General features: G+C 46.6%; 14 protein-coding genes. 2 read left to right on the top strand and 12 right to left on the bottom strand.

Features of this window, described 5'->3' with window-relative positions; genetic code table 11:
• Positions 1–4: 4 nt before the first annotated feature.
• From TBC1_RS05005 to TBC1_RS04970, 8 genes are all read right to left on the bottom strand, one after another.
• The gene (locus tag TBC1_RS05005; protein WP_062039367.1) at positions 5–1,306 is read right to left on the bottom strand and encodes a glycosyltransferase family 4 protein; all 1,302 of its coding nucleotides are present in this window, start codon (positions 1,304–1,306) and stop codon (positions 5–7) included.
• 11 nt (positions 1,307–1,317) lie between these two features.
• Complete coding sequence (locus tag TBC1_RS05000; protein ID WP_062039365.1) at positions 1,318–3,765, bottom strand: YfhO family protein; 2,448 nt, start codon at positions 3,763–3,765, stop codon at positions 1,318–1,320.
• Between the two features lie 24 nt (positions 3,766–3,789).
• A complete protein-coding gene (locus tag TBC1_RS04995) occupies positions 3,790–4,047 on the bottom strand; it encodes a hypothetical protein (RefSeq protein ID WP_062039362.1) in 258 nt (85 codons plus the stop codon).
• A 189-nt stretch (positions 4,048–4,236) separates the two neighbouring features.
• A complete protein-coding gene (rpmH, locus tag TBC1_RS04990) occupies positions 4,237–4,395 on the bottom strand; it encodes a 50S ribosomal protein L34 (protein WP_062039359.1) in 159 nt (52 codons plus the stop codon).
• A gap of 136 nt (positions 4,396–4,531) precedes the next feature.
• Positions 4,532–6,001: an aminoacyl-histidine dipeptidase gene (locus tag TBC1_RS04985; protein WP_062039356.1), complete on the bottom strand. Its 1,470-nt coding sequence runs from the start codon at positions 5,999–6,001 to the stop codon at positions 4,532–4,534.
• 124 nt (positions 6,002–6,125) lie between these two features.
• Positions 6,126–6,746 carry a 16S rRNA (guanine(527)-N(7))-methyltransferase RsmG gene (gene rsmG / locus TBC1_RS04980; RefSeq protein ID WP_062039353.1) on the bottom strand — a complete coding sequence of 207 codons (621 nt, stop codon included), beginning with the start codon at positions 6,744–6,746 and terminating at the stop codon, positions 6,126–6,128.
• A 3-nt stretch (positions 6,747–6,749) separates the two neighbouring features.
• A complete protein-coding gene (locus TBC1_RS04975; protein WP_062039350.1) occupies positions 6,750–8,123 on the bottom strand; it encodes a sensor histidine kinase in 1,374 nt (457 codons plus the stop codon).
• Positions 8,124–8,127: 4 nt separating this feature from the next.
• Positions 8,128–8,814, bottom strand: coding sequence for a response regulator transcription factor (locus tag TBC1_RS04970; RefSeq protein WP_062039347.1), 687 nt, complete (start codon positions 8,812–8,814; stop codon positions 8,128–8,130).
• A 242-nt stretch (positions 8,815–9,056) separates the two neighbouring features.
• Here TBC1_RS04970 and TBC1_RS04960 point away from each other — a divergent pair, with 242 nt between their 5' ends.
• Positions 9,057–10,043: a glycoside hydrolase family 73 protein gene (locus TBC1_RS04960; RefSeq protein WP_062039342.1), complete on the top strand. Its 987-nt coding sequence runs from the start codon at positions 9,057–9,059 to the stop codon at positions 10,041–10,043.
• A gap of 314 nt (positions 10,044–10,357) precedes the next feature.
• On the opposite strand, the gene TBC1_RS04955 is transcribed toward TBC1_RS04960, so the two are convergent.
• Positions 10,358–13,117: a hypothetical protein gene (locus TBC1_RS04955; RefSeq protein ID WP_062039339.1), complete on the bottom strand. Its 2,760-nt coding sequence runs from the start codon at positions 13,115–13,117 to the stop codon at positions 10,358–10,360.
• A 233-nt stretch (positions 13,118–13,350) separates the two neighbouring features.
• On the opposite strand from TBC1_RS04955, the gene TBC1_RS04945 reads away from it, so the two are divergent.
• A complete protein-coding gene (locus tag TBC1_RS04945) occupies positions 13,351–14,202 on the top strand; it encodes a hypothetical protein (RefSeq protein ID WP_236695640.1) in 852 nt (283 codons plus the stop codon).
• A gap of 46 nt (positions 14,203–14,248) precedes the next feature.
• On the opposite strand, the gene TBC1_RS04940 is transcribed toward TBC1_RS04945, so the two are convergent.
• Genes TBC1_RS04940 through purD form a run of 3 tightly spaced genes read right to left on the bottom strand, consistent with a single transcriptional unit; the run spans position 14,249 to position 17,121 of the window.
• Positions 14,249–14,848, bottom strand: a complete 600-nt coding sequence (locus TBC1_RS04940; RefSeq protein ID WP_062039329.1) for a ribonuclease HII — start codon at positions 14,846–14,848, stop codon at positions 14,249–14,251.
• Between the two features lies 1 nt (position 14,849).
• Positions 14,850–15,830: a hypothetical protein gene (locus TBC1_RS04935; protein WP_062039326.1), complete on the bottom strand. Its 981-nt coding sequence runs from the start codon at positions 15,828–15,830 to the stop codon at positions 14,850–14,852.
• A 7-nt stretch (positions 15,831–15,837) separates the two neighbouring features.
• The gene (gene purD, locus TBC1_RS04930; RefSeq protein WP_062039323.1) at positions 15,838–17,121 is read right to left on the bottom strand and encodes a phosphoribosylamine--glycine ligase; all 1,284 of its coding nucleotides are present in this window, start codon (positions 17,119–17,121) and stop codon (positions 15,838–15,840) included.
• Between the last annotated feature and the right edge of the window lie 157 nt (positions 17,122–17,278).

Below are 17,278 nucleotides of genomic sequence, written 5' to 3'. Positions count from 1 at the left end.
TGGTTTATTGCTTTGTTATTTCGTCCAGAATTCGCGCAATCCCGCCGGTCAGGCTTTTACGTGAATATTTATTGATGGTATCCTGCGGCACATGCTCACTCTCACCCTGGTAAGATTCAAAGAGTCTGGCAAGCGCATTTCTTAATCCGTTTTCATCGTCAAAATCAACTACAGGCCCTGCCTGGGATTCGCGGATAATTCCGGCGCTGTCGCCTTCGGGCGGGCCTATGCAAAGCACCGGTCTGCGCGATGCCAGGTATTCAAACACTTTGCCGGGAATGATGCCCAGGGCGTTGGGGGTATTGTTAATCAGCAGCAGCAGTACCGCTGAGGAAGCGGAAACCTTCAGCGCTTCCCCGTGTGGCAGGTAATCAGTTTTTTCGGCATACCTGCGCAGGTTGTATTTTTCGAGCGATTCAAATACGCTGATGTCGGTTTTACCTACAAACCGTATGCGCAGTTTGCTGCTTAAATTTTCATCTGCTTCTGCCATTTCCCCGAGCACTTTCCATAAAAAATCCGGATTGCGGTCCCTGTTGAGGGAGCCAATGTGCGTGATGGTAAACGATTCGGGTTTTATAGCCGGAATTTCCGGGAAATCTGCCGGGTCGTAACCATTGGTGATAACCTCTGTACGGCTGGCTCCGAGGCGCTTAAAATCAGCCTCCCAGTTCCGGCTAACTGTCACCAGCCGGTCGGCATGCTTGATTACCTGCTGTTCCATGCGCCTGTGTCTGTGGTCGGCAAAACGACTCAGCATCAGCTGATCGTAAAAGTCTATGTTGGTCCAGGGATCACGGAAGTCGGCCAGCCAGGGTAGACCTGTCTTTTTTTTGACGCCCAGTGCGATCATATGCATGGAGTGCGGTGGTCCGGTGGATACTAAGGCATCAACCGGATGATCCTTCAGGTATCCTGACAGAAACTTTATGGATGGCCTGATCCAGAATTTCCGTGCATCAGGAATGAAAAAATTTCCTCTCAGCCAGACAGAGAATTTCTGGGCTTTGCCCGGCTTGCGGTTTTCACTGAGGAAACCAGCATTGATGCGCTCATCTTTCCGGGCACCGATAAGTTTTCTGTAAAAGTCGTAGGGCTCCCAGATCGGCTGTTTGATGACGGTGATGTCTTCAGGCACTTCCCGGCTCAGGGAATCGTCAAAGGCAGGCGGCTCCGGATTCTCAGGCGTGTAAACCACCGGCTCCCATCCATATAGCCGGAGATACTTAACGAATTTCAACCAACGCTGAACTCCAGCACCTCCGCTGGGCGGCCAGTAATAGGTAATGACCAGTACTTTACGCAAGCTGTATATTTTTAAGCTTTTTTTCTTAAATTCTTTCTGATCTCATTGCCGGCATAGCCAAGTATCATCAGTATGAGCAGCAATGATCCGGCAAATGATATTTTCTCACCGGTAAAATATACCGTGGGTTCAAACCTGAATTCAATTTCATGTGAGCCGGCAGGTACAATCATAGCCCGGAGCACATAGTTAGCCCGGAAATAAGGGGCGGGCTTGCCGTCAATGAATGCCTTCCAGCCCTTATCATAATAAATTTCAGAGAACACAGCCAGTTGGTCGCTGGCAGCCTGATATTTATACTTTAGTTTATTGGGTTGGTATTCAGTAAGATTAATGAATGCATTGGTGTCGGGCATGGATGAAAACCCGCTGAGCTGTTGTGCAAACCGCTTATCGACGATGGCAGTGGATTCGGGTGAAAAGTTTGCAAGGGCATCAATCTCCTGATCTGCATTTTCAACCAATTTATAAGTATTCACAAACCAGGCGTGCCCGGCGGCATCCATGTTAATCTGCACTACCGGCTGGCGATTGGCATCATTCACGATAAAGTATCTGGTATTGAGCATATTCAATACACTTTCGTTGCCCTTGCTGATATGATGATCGATCAGTTCCTGATATCTGCGGAGTTTGGCGCCATGATAGCCTCCGATACTTTTATGGAAGTAGGAAGTACTGGCATCCTGAAAGGTACTTACCGTGGTATTGAATACCCTGAAGTTGGGGTCTGTGTCCTTCAGGATGATCTTATCGGCTTCAGTTGGAGCAAAGGGATTGTTTACCTGTGTTTTGCTGACAAAGTGATCATTGTTCAGGTAACGGTTTGCTATCGGAATCATGTCTATGGCGATAAGCAATATAGCCGAAGCGGTAAGAACACCGGCTTTGATTTTTTTCTTGCCGTAAAGCCAGATCAGGGCAGCAGCAAGCAGAATGAAAATAAAACTCCTGATGGCATCTGATTTGAAAACAGATACTCTGGCAGTTTCCAGGTTGTTGATAAGGCTGTCGAACTGAGCAACCTGGCTGCTGTCGAGCGTCGCCCGCTGTTCTGTGATGGCGGCCTGTTCCATTCCGCTCAGGAAGTTGAAAAATGTCTGTGGCATGAGGTAAAAAACCAATGCAAGTCCTCCGGTCATCCCCAGCGCAATAAAGAATTGTTTCTGCTTTTCACGGACAATCGCGGGTTTCTCAATGATTTCCTTCAGGGCGAGAATGCCCAGAAGAGGGATTGCAAGATCTGCAATTACCAGGATCATGGAAACTGCCCTGAACTTGTTATACCCGGGGATATAATGCAGGAAAAAATCGGTGAGTGGCATAAAATTCTTGCCCCACGAAAGCATCACTGAAAGTATGGTGACCGCCAGCAGCCACCAGCGAAGATGTCCTTTAAGGATAAAGAGCCCGAGGATAAAGAGGAATACCATGATTGCACCTGTATAAACGGGTCCTGAAGTAAAAGGCTGGTCACCCCAGTAGTGATTTTGTCCTGCCACAGCCTGGGCAAACACCGGATCAACTTTTTCCATTGCCTTCCGGTTGTTGCCAAGGCTCCCGGTTGCTCCGCCCTTGGTATTGGGAATCATCAGGGTGAACGTTTCTGCTTTTCCGTAACTCCATTGGGTGGCATAATCCTTGTCCAGCCCTGTGGTACGGTTGCCGGGATCGGAACTTAATTCGCTTTTTCCGCGGATGGTATCTTTCCCGTATTCCCAGGTTGCCCAGATATTGGTAATATTGATGCTAAGTGCCAGAAATGCAGCGATAAAAAGCAGGCCGGTTGCTTTCAGAAATGCAGGAACTGTTTTCTGCTTAATGGATATGATGAGTTCACTGATTCCGAGAATGATCACCATCATCATGAGATAGTAAGTGATCTGCAGATGGTTTGCCCTTAGTTCAAGGGCCAGGAAAAGTGCTGTGAGCAGCATCCCTGCGATGTGTTTTCCCCTGTATGTCAACAGGATACCGGCCAACACAGGCGCCATATAGCCGATTGCATGGGCCTTGCTGTTGTGCCCGGCTTCAAGAATTATTAAAAAGTAAGAAGAAAAAGCAAAGGCGACTGAACCGGCAAGCGCCAGCCATGGATCAACCTTCAGCACCATCAGGAGGATAAAAAAACCGATAAGGTAAATAAAAACAAGGTTAGCAGGGTGGGGGAGTCCGAATTTAAAGATGTTGTCAATATGCCGGATCAGGTTGCCCTTATATTCAACCGATATCTGGTAAGCCGGCATGCCACCGAACATTGAATTGGTCCATAGGGCTTCTTCACCGGTTTTTGCCCGGTAATCAACGATTTCCTTCGACATTCCTTTCCAGTTGGTGATATCGGGCTGCCTGAGCCGTTTCCCTTCAAGCAGGGGGCTGAAATAGGCCATGATAACTACCAGGAAAATCAGCACCACAGAAAGGTGCGGGAGATACTGTTTCAGGTTTGGAATTTTCATAGTTTAAACTGAAAAGGTTAGTGTTTACTTAATGTCTTCGTATTCAGTATATTCTCCTATATTCTCAGGTACGTTTCCCGATTCTTCCCTGCCTACCTTCTCAATGGTTACTTCCCCTTCTTTTCGCGGTTGATCAGGTCTCAGGTGCGGATTTTGCTCATAAAACCTTTTCTGGTATTTTTTTACCGAACGTTTAACCAGCCAGGGGAAGATATATGTTGTCAATACCCTGAATGCAAGGTAAATGGAAATTATGATTAAAAAGAAACGGAGAAGGCCCATATTGAAAAGCAAAAGGTGCAGCTTATGGTTTGCGAAGTTAAACTTTTTTGATGAATCCGTGCTGTTTCGATACCGGTACTATGGTGGTTTGGTGAAAGGTCCCGGCTATATGCTGATATAAGAAAAGGAGGCAATGTTAATTACCTCCTTCCCGGAATATGATGGTACGGCTCAGGGCCGCATCAGTTATTATTTGTGCTTGGCTTCGTCCGAAACCGTCAGTTTCTTTCTTCCTTTGGCCCTGCGGGCAGCAAGTACTCTGCGGCCATTGGCAGATGCCATTCTTTCCCTGAAACCATGTTTGTTCCTTCTCTTCCTCTGCGACGGTTGAAATGTTCTCTTACTCATATTCTTGTTTTTTGGGACTGCAAAGATAGTAACTATTCTGAAGCAGACAAATATTTCGGATTTTTTTTTATAGAATCGTCCTTGTTGATAACAAAAAGAAAGTCAGCGGATTATGAAATCCGCTGACTTAATATGCTCAGGCTACCGGTTTTGCCGGTGCGTTTTTCAGGGTTTCGGTAAGGTAAATCCAGAATTTTTCAACTGAAGCGATGTTTACTTTTTCGTCGGGTGAATGCGGGTAACGGATGGTAGGACCGAATGAAATCATATCCCAGCCGGGATAAACCGCACCAAGTAACCCGCACTCGAGTCCTGCGTGTATGGCTTTGATTTCAGGTACTTTCCCGAAGCGGGTGTTGTAAACATCCTGCATGGCTTTCAGGATCGCAGAATCCGGATTTGGCTTCCATCCGGGATATTCGCCGTCGAACTCAACCTTGGCACCTGCCAGCTCAAAAATGCTGCCCATCATATGCGTGAGGTCTGTCTTGGCTGAATTTACAGAACTGCGGAGCAGACAGATCACTTTTACGGTTTCTCCGTCAGTTTTTACGATTGACAGGTTGGTTGAAGTTTCCACCAGTCCTTCCATCGTATCGCTCATCCTGATCACACCGTTGGGGCATCCGTAAACAGCCCGCAGCATGCGGTTCTGCGTATCAGCATCCATTAGGTAATCAGGCAAGGCAGCTGATGTGGCTGTAATCTGAAGACCGGGTTCGGTAACCGAAAGTTCTGCCTTGATGGTTTCGGCAAAGCTGAGCATGCATTTTTCGAACTTTTCTTTTTCGTTTGCCGGAATGGTAACTGTGGCGTGCCCTTCGCGCGGGATGGCATTGCGCATGTTGCCGGCTTCAAGTGATGAGAGCCTTAACCCGTGTTTTTGAACCCCATGCCACAGCAGGCGGGTGATAATTTTACAGGAATTACCGCGGCCGAGTGGTATGTCAAGTCCCGAATGTCCTCCTTTTAAACCACTTACGTTGATTTTGTACGCAATGGTCCCTTGTTCGGCGGAGACCTTTTTGAATGGAAATTCAAAATTGCCGTTGATCCCGCCGGCACAGCCAATGTAAAGTTCGCCTTCGTCTTCCGAATCGAGGTTCAGCAGAATTTCGCCTTTAAGCACATCGGGCTGAAGGTTGAAGGCTCCGGTCATGCCGCTTTCCTCGTCAATAGTAAAGAGGGCTTCAATGGGGCCGTGAACGAGATCTTTTGATTCGAGTACAGCCATAATGGCGGCTACTCCCATCCCGTTGTCGGCTCCGAGCGTGGTGCCGTTGGCTTTTACCCATTCTCCGTCAATCTGTGGTTCAATGGGGTCTTTCTCAAAGTCATGCGTTTTGTCGCTGTTCTTCTGCGGAACCATATCAAGGTGGGCCTGCAGCACTATGCCTTTCCGGTTTTCCATTCCTGGTGTTGCCGGCTTGCGGATCATCACATTTCCGACTTCATCCACCCAGGTTTCCAACCCGGCCGACAGTCCGAAATTTTTCATGAATTCGATGATGCGCTCTTCTTTCTTGGAAGGACGCGGAATCTGGGTGAGGCTGAAGAAATTTTTCCATACAGCTTTAGGCTCAAGATGCTGAATCGGGTTATTCATAATGGTGTTTATTAAAAGATTATTGATTTGATTTCAATGAAAGCGGTCTGCTAAAATAGTGTTTTTAGTTGATAAGAGGCAGGAAGAACGGCCTGGATGCGGAATTTATTGCAGACTTTGTTGCTCAGAACCAGAGGTGAATTACCGATTTGGTTTCGAAAAACTCTTCGGTGAAATAACGGTTCAGGTGATATACCTGATATTTTGCGGCTGATTGCTTCAACTCTTCTGTGAGATTTCCGCCTTTAAGATAGAATATCCCATTGTGCAGGGGATTGATGTTTCTTTTGTAAATGTTTTTTCTTATCCAAGACGTAAATTCAGGAAGTGAAGTAACGGCACGGCTTACGACAAAGTCATATTTTCCGGTGATCTGTTCTGCACGGCACTGTTCGCTGGTGACATTTTGCAGGCCAAGCGTTGTGGCCACGGCATCCACAACCTTAATTTTCTTACCGATTGAATCAATCAGGTGAAAATGTACTTCGGGGAACATCACCGCCAGCGGAATTCCCGGAAACCCTCCTCCTGTGCCTACATCGAGCACCGAGGTGCCTGGCGCAAAACGCATCACGCGGGCAATCCCCAGTGAATGCAGAATATGATGTTCATAAAGATGCTCTATATCCTTGCGCGAAATCACATTGATGGCTGAATTCCACTCTTTATAAAGCGGTTGCATGGCTTCGAAGCAACTGGTTTGCCAGGGGGTCAGATCCGGGAAATATTTCAGGATGAGTTCCATTTTTCAATGAGTGTAAGGAAGGAAGACTTTTACGGTAGTGCCCTTGTTTTCTGTGGAATCTATCGTAATCGAACCTCCGTGCAGTGTGGCGATTTTTTGTATCAGTGACAATCCGATTCCGTGCCCGGGATGATTTATCGCGTTCCTCGCCCTGTAAAACGGTTCAAATATCCTTTGCTGTTCATCGGAACTGATGCCGATTCCCTGGTCCTGAACAGTAATCACCGCACAATCAGGATTGTATTCCAGTATTGCCTTAACCGGTTTCCCGGATGAGAATTTGCAGGCATTGTCAATCAGATTGGTAAAAATCAGTTTCAGCAGGTTTTCGTTTCCATTGACGGTCGGTTCTTTTTCTTCATCTGTATTGTCATTGATAAGAATCTCAATGTGGTATTCGGGGTGCAGCAGTTCAACTTCACTCTGGGTTTCCAGAAGAAGTTCATCCAGCCTCACAGGCATTCTCTTTAAGGCATGAATGTCCTGCTCGGCGCGGGCAATTTCGAGCAGATTGTTTGACAGGCTGCTGAGGCTGCGGGCATCGTCGAGCAGCGAAAGCAATACTTCCCTGTATTCATCCGGATTTCTGGATTTCATCAGGGCCACTTCTATCTGACTTGTTATCGATGCAAGCGGCGTTCTCAGTTCATGCGATGCGTTTGAAACAAAACTTTTCTGTATCTGGAAAGCTTTTTCGATACGGACCAGCATTTCGTTGAAGGTAATGGCCAGCCGGGCGATTTCATCCGATCCGTTGCCTTCATCAACCCTTTGCTCCAGGTTTGAAGCCGTGATGGAGGAAACCTGACTGATTACATCGGAGATCGGTCTGAGCGCCTGCCGCGAGAAAAAAAGTCCCGTAATAATTGTCAAACCTATGGAAGCAAGCAGGCCTATCAGCAGCACCAGCAGGAGGTTGTTCAGTTTTGTGATTCCATAACGGTCGGTGGCGGACGCAAATACAACAAATCGCCTTAATCCGTTGGTATAAAGCAGCCCGATGGCCTCGCGCTCACCCTGGCTGAACCGGAACTCTTCGCTGGTCCTGGCTTTTGCCAGCAGCTCCTCGGTAACCTCGAGCCCCTCTGTTTTACCTGAAACGTAGATCTTAGACCGTTTGAAGTAATCAAATACAATTACCTCCACATCCTCTAATGTACTGTAATTGGTACTGTCGATAATCCGCATCAGGTCATTGTTGATCTCTTCAACATCAATCAGCAGTTTTGCCGTATTGATGGCTTTTTCGCGAAGCCTTTCGGTGAATTCCTGCTTGCGGTAATTGGCCGACAGGGCGTAGATCAATACGGAAAATGCGATTAATATGCTGCCTACAAGCAGGGCAAACTGCAGACTTAATCTGGTCCTTATCTGCATATGTTTACATCTCCTTTAAAATGTAGCCCATGCCAATATGGGTATGGATCAGCTTTACGGGAAAGTTCTTGTCTATTTTTTTTCGCAGGAAATTTACATAGACCTCAATAACATTGGTGCCTGTATCAAAATTGATGTTCCATATTTTCTCGGCGATATCGGCTTTCGAAACAACCCTGCCCTTGTTGCGCACAAGGTATTCGAGCAGCGCAAATTCTTTGGCAGTAAGGTCGATTGGTGTGTCGCCGCGGCGGACAGATTTGCTGTCCAGGTCAATGACCAGATCAGCAACCCTGAGCAACTGTTCGCTTCTCGACTCTGCAAGCGATCGCTTTAAAAGAGCCTTGATTCTTGCAAGCAATTCCCTGAATTCGAATGGTTTAACAATATAATCATCTGCCCCTTTGTCAAATCCAAGCAGCTTATCTTCGGTACTGCCCAGCGCAGTGAGCATGATCACAGGGACCGACGGGTTTTTAGCCCTGATCATTGCACAAAGCTCGTAACCGTTAATCTGGGGAAGATTCACATCAAGAATGATAAGGTCGTATTCTTTTGCATCAGTCAGTCGTTTGCCGATAAAGCCGTCATAAGCTACCTCGGTTTTAAATCCGTTTTCTTCAAGGCCGCTGCTGATCGAATCAGCCATTTTCACATGATCTTCAACGATCAGTATGGTAGGTTCCTGCATCGCAATTTCACTTGTAGGGAAGTGTGTATTTTCATTGCACTAAATTAAACATTTTGACGATTGGGAGGTAAGATATTCTTTCAAATCGGGCGCATTGCCAAAAATCAAATACTTTTAACCGGAATGTTGATATGTAAAGGACATCATGGGATTCCGGCTGCCGGATTATTGTTCCTGCACTTTTCCCGTTTTGTGCCTTTCGCTTTTGCAGGTTGCTTATATTTGCCTGAAATTTTCGGGTCATGAGGATCAGCGTTGTTGCAGTAATAATTTTTCTTTTATGGCAGTTTCCTTTATCATTGATATCACAACCGGCTGCCCGGAATCAGGCTTACACGGGTTATATTGAGAAATACCGCGATATTGCTATTAAAAAGATGCACGAATATAAGATCCCGGCCAGCATCACACTCGCCCAGGGCCTGCTGGAATCGGGTATTGGCAACTCAGAACTGGCGGTTAATGCAAACAACCACTTCGGAATAAAATGCCACAAGGAATGGACCGGAATGACCTACACCATGGATGATGATGCCAAAGATGAATGTTTCCGCAAATACGCTTCGGCTGAAGAATCATTTAACGACCATTCGCTTTTTCTGACTTCAAGGCCCCGCTATGCCGGGCTGTTCAGTCTGGATATCAGGGATTACAAAGGGTGGGCGCATGGCCTCAAAAGTGCCGGATATGCCACCAACCCGCGCTATGCCGAGATCCTTATCCGGATTATTGAAGAGAATGAACTTTATTTGTACGACAGTTCCCCGGCAGGTCCTTATAGGGCTGATAAAGATAAAAAGGAGAAAAAAGAAAACCAGCCTTTTTTACCCGCTCATTCTCCGGGCATTCAACTTAATCCTTCAAAAGTGAAATTTGACGAAATTGCCGAAGGCAACCGGGCTGTTTACCTCAACAACGGGGTAAAACTTACCTTTGCCCGTGCCGGCGATGACGTGCATACCATTGCAAAGGACTTCGGCATCCATAGTTTTCAGTTGCTCAGGTACAACGAGCTTGGGAAACACGAAATCATTCAGGATGGGCAGGCTATTTACATTACTCCCAAAAAACGCAAAGTATCCGGCCAGAAACATATTATGGCCGAAGGCGAAAACATGCGCGATATTTCTCAGTTCTATGGCATCAGACTGCAGTCGCTCTATAAGCTGAATGGAATGCAGGCTGGCCATGAACCGGAAGCCGGGACTGTGCTGAAATTTTCCAAATGATGTTATCAGCGTTTCAGGTCCTTTGGTTTATCTTTGAATGGAGAATGTAAAGCACTGTTATATAAGTAGTTGTATTCCTATATTAATTCCGGCCCTGACAGCGTTGAAAAAAAAATGAAAAAAATTCAAAAAAGGGAATTACTTTTTTGCCTTTTCAGGATAAATAATCAACAACTGGCTTTTTGAGATTGGTTTTGTCCGGATCCTGGCATGTCCCGACAAATACAAACCCCTGATCAGAGAAACAGCGGTGTTGTGGTTAATAAAAATTTGGTTAATAAATTGGTTAAAAAGCGCCGCGTAAGCGGCGTTTTTTATTGTATGGGGGTCAGGATCAGTTTTCCTTTTCTGGTGGTAACAAGTACTTCCTTCCGTCTGCCTCCCGGGTTAAAAATAACCGGATCAGTTTCACTGCTGAGTTTTTCATATCCTTTTGCGGATCCCTGGCTACGCAACACGATTACCCGGTCGGTTTTTTCATCCCGAACAGCAAGCCATCGTTCACGTGCAACAGATTCATATACAAATGGTTTTCCCAGCTGACCGCCTCTGGCTTCTTTCATGGCAATGGTATTTTTCATCCTGGAGAAAATGCTTATCCGTCCGTTGCCTGCAAATATGAAATCATGAGAACCGTCGCCATCGAAGTCGGTGTACTCAAACCATGGATGTTTTCCGAAATCACCGAAACTGCTGTATGAGATAATCCCTTTTTCAGTGATGTAGGCAAGCCGGCCATCCTCGGATGATGTGAGAAAGAGCCCTTTGCTGTTGGTTTTGTTTTCAAAGAGTTCTGCCCTGTGCGATTTCCTGAAATTTTCCGGAAGGCTGATTCTTTTCTTTCCTCTGCGATCGGTGATCAGCAGCCGCCCTTCTCCGTTGCCAAAGACCAGATAATCCCTGCCGCCGGTCCTGAAAAATTCCGGTATCCCTGCAAGGTTGCCAAACCGTGGTTTTTGCCAATCGGGCAAGGGTTCTCCCTTCGGGGTGATGTTGTGAATAAGGTTGTCATGACCCCCGTAAAGAACCCTGTAATCACGCTTCCTGTCATAATCGAACAGGGCAACGGCACCTGATGCCTTGCCGGGCAAGGCTACCGGAGATCCCTTGACCTCTTTTCCTTTCCTGTCTAAAATGTGCAGGTGGCTATCCGTAAAAACCAGAAAATGAGTCTGTCCGTTTTTCCGGTAATCCGCCTGATAAATATCCCCGCTGACATTTCCCCTGCATTGGAATGACCATTTGTAATCGCCCTCAGCATCATATACTTCAAGCGTATTTTTTGCAGTGAACATGGCAATCAGTTTCTCTCCCGGCTTTTCTCCGGCGATGATAACCGGTGCCGCAATGAAATCAGCTACTTTGCCGGGCTTTTTAGTTACAGCAGGGATTTCCGCTTGTTCCTGATTTCCGGATTTTATTTCCTCAGGTTCCTCCGGAACGGATTCAGTTTTTTTGGCAGATGCAATTCCTGCAATGTGGCTGGAACGGGTTATGTTTTCTTTAAAATGAATGCTGCCCTGGGCATAAAGTATGGGAGACCCGGCGTTGAAATTCATTACCAGTTTGTCACAGCCGGATAAATATGATGTCCAGAGGGCTGCAGGATTATCATCGCCTTTTTTATGCTGATTTCTGATTGATCCGGCAAGCAGATCTGGTTTCAGGTAGAGTAAAACATTGGCTTTATCGCTCAATTCATTCGCGAGGGGGACAAAATTGGATTTTTTAACTTCTCCGGCTAAAGTTTCCTGTTCACTGGCATAGGTGTTCAGGAAATCGCGGGAGTGGGATAATGCGACCACATCCTGACCTATATAACAATACAACGGGTCTTTCAGGTCGAACCAGGGACCCCATAACTTCGAGGGCAATCCATAAGCCATCAGTTTTTCAGTCTTTCCTCCCTTAGCCTGCAGGAAAGGCCGGAGAGCCATTTCCGCGCTGTCGCGGTTCCGGCTGCTGATCAGCAGCATGGCTGATGAATGATTGTTTCGCAGGTTGGGTGTTCTGCTGACATAGCTGATGCTGTTACCCATCCAGGACCATAAGTGCTCATTCAGCCTGAAAACCTCCCTGACGGGAATAGCATTGATTGTATCGTAACCGGTTACATGCAGGGTGTCGCCGGAGATAAACTGTTTTGTATAGGCGGCGGGATCGCTCATCAGCAATGTGAACCCGGCAACCGCTGATGACGGAAAATTGCTGAAGTCAACGGGTCCGGCAGGGATTTGCCTGCTCAGGACAGAGGCTTCATCACCGTTCCAGGTGAATCCGCTCAGTTGCACTTTTTCCTTTCGGATTGATAGGTCAAGTGCGCTCCATCCATTAAAAGGGGAGTCTTGGATCAGGAAAGGATTCTTATCCAATCCTGTAAGATGGCTGAACAACAGGTCATTGCGGAAAAACAATACCCCGTCAACTCTTTTTCCGGCAGTTCCGGACAGTTTTGCCAAAGCCGGATTCTTTGAAGCCGGAGCGAGGTTATGGATGGCTTCCATGGATTGTTCAAGCAGGGTTCTGTCAGGACTGATCACGAAAAGACCGCGATAGCTGAAATACCAGGTTTCGCCTGAATCTCCCCAGATGCGGTAAAGTCCGGCAGGCCGGTGATTCACCGAAGATATGATATATCCTGACTTTTCTGCAATATTGGTCAAATGATGCTTCAGTGTTCCGCTCCTGATTTTACCAATTTTTATCGCAACGAGGAATGACGGCCTGCCCGACGAATCGGGTGAGAAACTGATCAGGAATTCATTTTCTTCGATCAGCTTTCGCAGGTAATCGTCTTGCTGACTGGCCGAATCTACCCACGCAGACAAGTTATGGAAACCTTTATGGGTCTCCATATTTTCAAGGATCTCAATCAATCCCGAAGACCTTGTTTTTTCGATGAAGTCTGCAATGGATCCCGATTTTACAAAAACCACTGCATTTTCAGGAACGGCATTGAATATCGGAGCAACCGGCTGTTTAAGAAAAAGGTAATATGAGCGGAGACCTATACCGGCAGCAATCAGTCCGGCCAAAAGCACAACCGAAAGCAGAATGATCCAGATTTTTTTCATATCATTTTGCTATGAGTATTCAAATTTAGCTTGCTTTCGCTGGTTTTTAAGGGATATTCGGCGGAACTAATCAACAATGGGTTGTTGATAACAGTTTGCTGGTCTTTTTTAAGCAATGTTTTTACCGCTATTTGCCGGATTCTGCAAAATATTGTGTAGGTTTGAACTGTAATCCCTGAAGTATGTATCATCAATTTTTCGGAATAATTAAGCTTAAATTTTTATCTCTCTGTTTGTCAATGATTTTTCCATTGTTGTCAGCAGCCCAGGATCATTACTATGCCGATGAAGAAACATGTAAATCGCGCAGCGGGCTGGAATATGGCGGCATAGCCGGATTTTACATTCCCGGAAACGGAACCGCGGATTTCTATTCAGGGAAACCGGGAAATGAAAACAATGCAAATTATGTTTTCAGGAATAAGTACTGGTATGATGAGATCTATTATATGCTGAATGCAAACGACACGGTTTTTATCCGCGAGTATCCTGAGAAAATGCGGTATAATCCGGCGTTTAGTTTTGGCCTTTTCGCGAAATATGACCTCAATTGCCATACTGGAATTTACCTTCAGTTCTCCTATGCCAAGCTGAGGGCGCGCGATATGATCTCCGTTGAGGTTGATCCTCCTGTTGATTATCTGGCCGAGCCGGATATCCGGCTCTACAGTATCTATGGTACCGAAGAGCGCAATCTTGTGGACCTGGGATTTACGCATGCATTCGGGAATTCAAGGGTAGCCCGCTTTACCCTCGGCGGAGGCATTAATATGAACAACACCCTTGTTGAAGAATCGGCGTTGCGCATCGAAGAAAAGGTGTATAATCTTGTGAATGTATACGGAACAAGGCCTTACGTGCCCGGAGGTACCCAACAGGCTTACGAAATCAGGCAGGGAGGTATCGGATTCGGCGTTTTCGGCACCATCGGCGCCCGGTTTGAATTCAGTCAGGCCAATGCTATCGAACCGGGATTAACAGTCTACTACAAACAGATCAATCTGGAAGCGGCCAATGGATTTTATCCACAGTACAATTTCTTCGTGAAGATCTGTTTTCGCGATCTCCTGACTTTTTCGGAATAGCTGTGTCCTGCAGGGCGGTTGTTGAGCGCTTGCAGCAAGGTTCAGGCTAAAAAGCGAGTTTAAGTTGCCCTTTCATCCTGAAACTGACTCTGTGCCATGGCGTTAGTCCTGATGCGGCGATGGCTTTTCTGTGCGCTTCAGTGGGATAGCCTTTGTTCCGGTTCCAGCCGTATTCAGGATACGCTTTGTGTAATTCCAGCATAAAGTCGTCCCTGTGGGTTTTCGCCAGAATGGATGCTGCGGCGATGGACATATAAATGCCGTCACCTTTAATGATGCAATGGTGCGGAATTTCAGGGTAAGGTACAAACCTGTTACCGTCGATCAGCAGGAGGGAAGGAGCAATTAACAAGCCTTTAATGGCCTTATGCATTGCCAGGAATGACGCCCTGAGGATATTGATCTTGTCGATTTCTCCGGGAGATACCGAGGCCACGTGCCAGGCAAGGGCATCCGTTTCAATCTGTTTCCGAAGGGTTTCCCGTTGCCCGGCCGACAGTTTTTTTGAGTCATTTAGTCCACGATTCCTGTAATTTTCAGGCAGAATCACCGCTGCTGCGAATACCGGACCGGCCAGACATCCCCTGCCTGCTTCATCGCATCCGGCTTCAACTATATAAGTTTCTGAAAATCGGCTTTTTAGCATATCAGAATCCAAGTCTGAGCAATATTACCACTGCCAGAAACAGGCCAAAGAGTATGTCGTAAGGCCATGATCTGCGGCTTTTTATAACCAGATAGCCAAACATCAGGGCCATTGGTAAGAAGCAAAAAGGTAAAAACAGTAAGGCAGCTTTTCCGCTTAATAACATCACTGCCAGGGCAACCCATAAAAACTGGGCACTGATCCACATCTTTTTCCGGATGCTGATGATTTTTTCTCCTGCATCACTCAGAAACACCGGCAGCGAAATGATGAGCATCGCCCCCAGCAGGAAAAGCACCCCTGTTTCAAGAATTCCTGGTTTGTTCCAGGTTATGTTAAATTCATTGAAGTAAGCCTGGTATTCAATTAAGCCAATGTTCAGGCGATCGTTCCAGAAAAACCAGAAAGCCAGGTAAACATAAGGGACTATCAGGCCTGTCAATGAGATGATCCACTCGCGCCATGAACTGATCCGTAAGGTGAAGAATGCCATCCATATAAAAAAGGCAAATAATATTGCCAAAGGATAAATCATGGATGCCAGTGCCACGCAGATTGAAGCATTCAGAACCAGGGTGTATGGGTATGATTCCGCGTAAAGCTTCATGGTGCTGTGCAGGCTAAAGAGCAACAGGAGCAGGGCGGTAAGCGGAGTGATCATAGCTTCTGCCTGCCCGGTAAACAGGAATAAAACAGAAGCGATCAGGGCTGTGAAGATTGATTGGCGCGGTGCCAGGTCGTGGCGGTTAAGGATCATATTGAACCCAGCCGCATTCAACAAAATGAGTATCAGTGATGTAATACTGATTGCCAACTCATTATCCGGCAAAACTCCTGAGAGCCATCTGCCAAGCGGGGCGGCATTTTCAGGAAATACCTGACCTGTAAATCCGGGATGGGGGGAAAAAAGGTAAAAGAAGGAGACTGCCAGAATAAACAATATCTGCAAGTAAATGCCCGATCTGGAAAATTTCCTTAACATCAGATTTTTATTTCAGGATGTCTTTGCCAATATCCCGGCGATAAGTCTTGCCCAGATAATCCACGATGGCAGCAGAGCGGTATGATTTCTCAAGTGCTTCGGCAGTAGTGGATGCAAGTGAAGTGATCGCCAGAACCCTTCCGCCGGAAGTGATGATACGGTCGCCATTTTCATTCAGTGCCGTGCCGGCATGGAAGATAATGCTTTCATCTACCTTGTCAAGTTCATAAATCTCCAGTCCTTTGGGATAATCGCCCGGATAACCGGCCGAAACAAGCATAATGGTGGCTGCTGAACTGCCATCGATTTCGATGATTTGATCCTTCAGGGTGCCGCATCCAAGTGATTTCAGCAGGGGAACAAGGTCAGATTTTATCCTGGGAATTACCGATTCGGTTTCGGGATCCCCCATCCGAACATTGTATTCAATTACGTAAGGATCACCTCCCACATTCATCAGGCCTGCGAAGATAAATCCCTTGTAATCAATATTTTCTAACTTGAGCCCATTTACGGTAGGGTTGATGATTCTGTCAACCACCTTTTTCATAAAGGATTCATCCGCAAAGGGAACAGGGGAAACAGATCCCATTCCGCCGGTGTTGGGCCCGGTATCACCGTCGCCGATGCGTTTATAATCTTTTGCCTCGGGCAGCAATTTCCAGTTTTTTCCATCTGTCAATACAAATACCGAAACTTCGGTTCCGTGCAGAAACTCCTCAATAACTACTTTTTCGGATGCCTTCCCGAAGCGGGCATTGACCAGCATTTCCTCCAGTTCTTTCTCAGCCTCGCCAATGGTATTACAGATGATCACCCCTTTGCCGGCAGCAAGTCCATCGGCCTTCAATACATAAGGAGGCTTGATCTTCAGCAAAAACAAGCGTGCGGCTTCAAATTCCGTTCTGGTAAAAGAGCGGTAGGCAGCGGTCGGGATATTGTGCCTCCGCATAAAAGCTTTGGCAAAATCCTTGCTGCCTTCGAGTTGTGCACCCAGTTTTGAAGGGCCTATTACTGAAATATGGCTGATTGAACTGTCATTGATGAAAAAGTCATAGATCCCGTTAACAAGGGGTTCTTCAGGGCCAACAATGACCATCTGAATACTTTCCTGAAGGACAAAGCGTCTGATCCCGTCAAAGTCGTTGATGCCGATGGGGACATTGGTCCACATCAGGCCGGTTCCGGCGTTACCGGGTGCGACAAAAATCTTTTGAACTTCAGGACTTTGTGCAATTTTCCATGCAAGGGTGTGTTCCCGCCCGCCCGAACCAAGAATCAGGACATTCATATTGTATTTTTTTTGCAAAGTAAAGCAAAATATGCTTTAGAAGTCTGCGCATTCAGTGAGTCGGGCAGAGGAGAATAAAAGCGGGGTGCCATTTTTTTTTGTGACACCCCGGTTGTTTGTTAAGTCTTCTGATGCGATAATAAATTATTATTCAGAA

The sequence above is a fragment of the Lentimicrobium saccharophilum genome (assembly GCF_001192835.1).
GTDB classification, from domain to species: domain Bacteria; phylum Bacteroidota; class Bacteroidia; order Bacteroidales; family Lentimicrobiaceae; genus Lentimicrobium; species Lentimicrobium saccharophilum.
The sequence above is the reverse complement of the archived record's forward strand: the minus strand, read 5'-3'. Positions and strand labels throughout refer to the sequence as shown.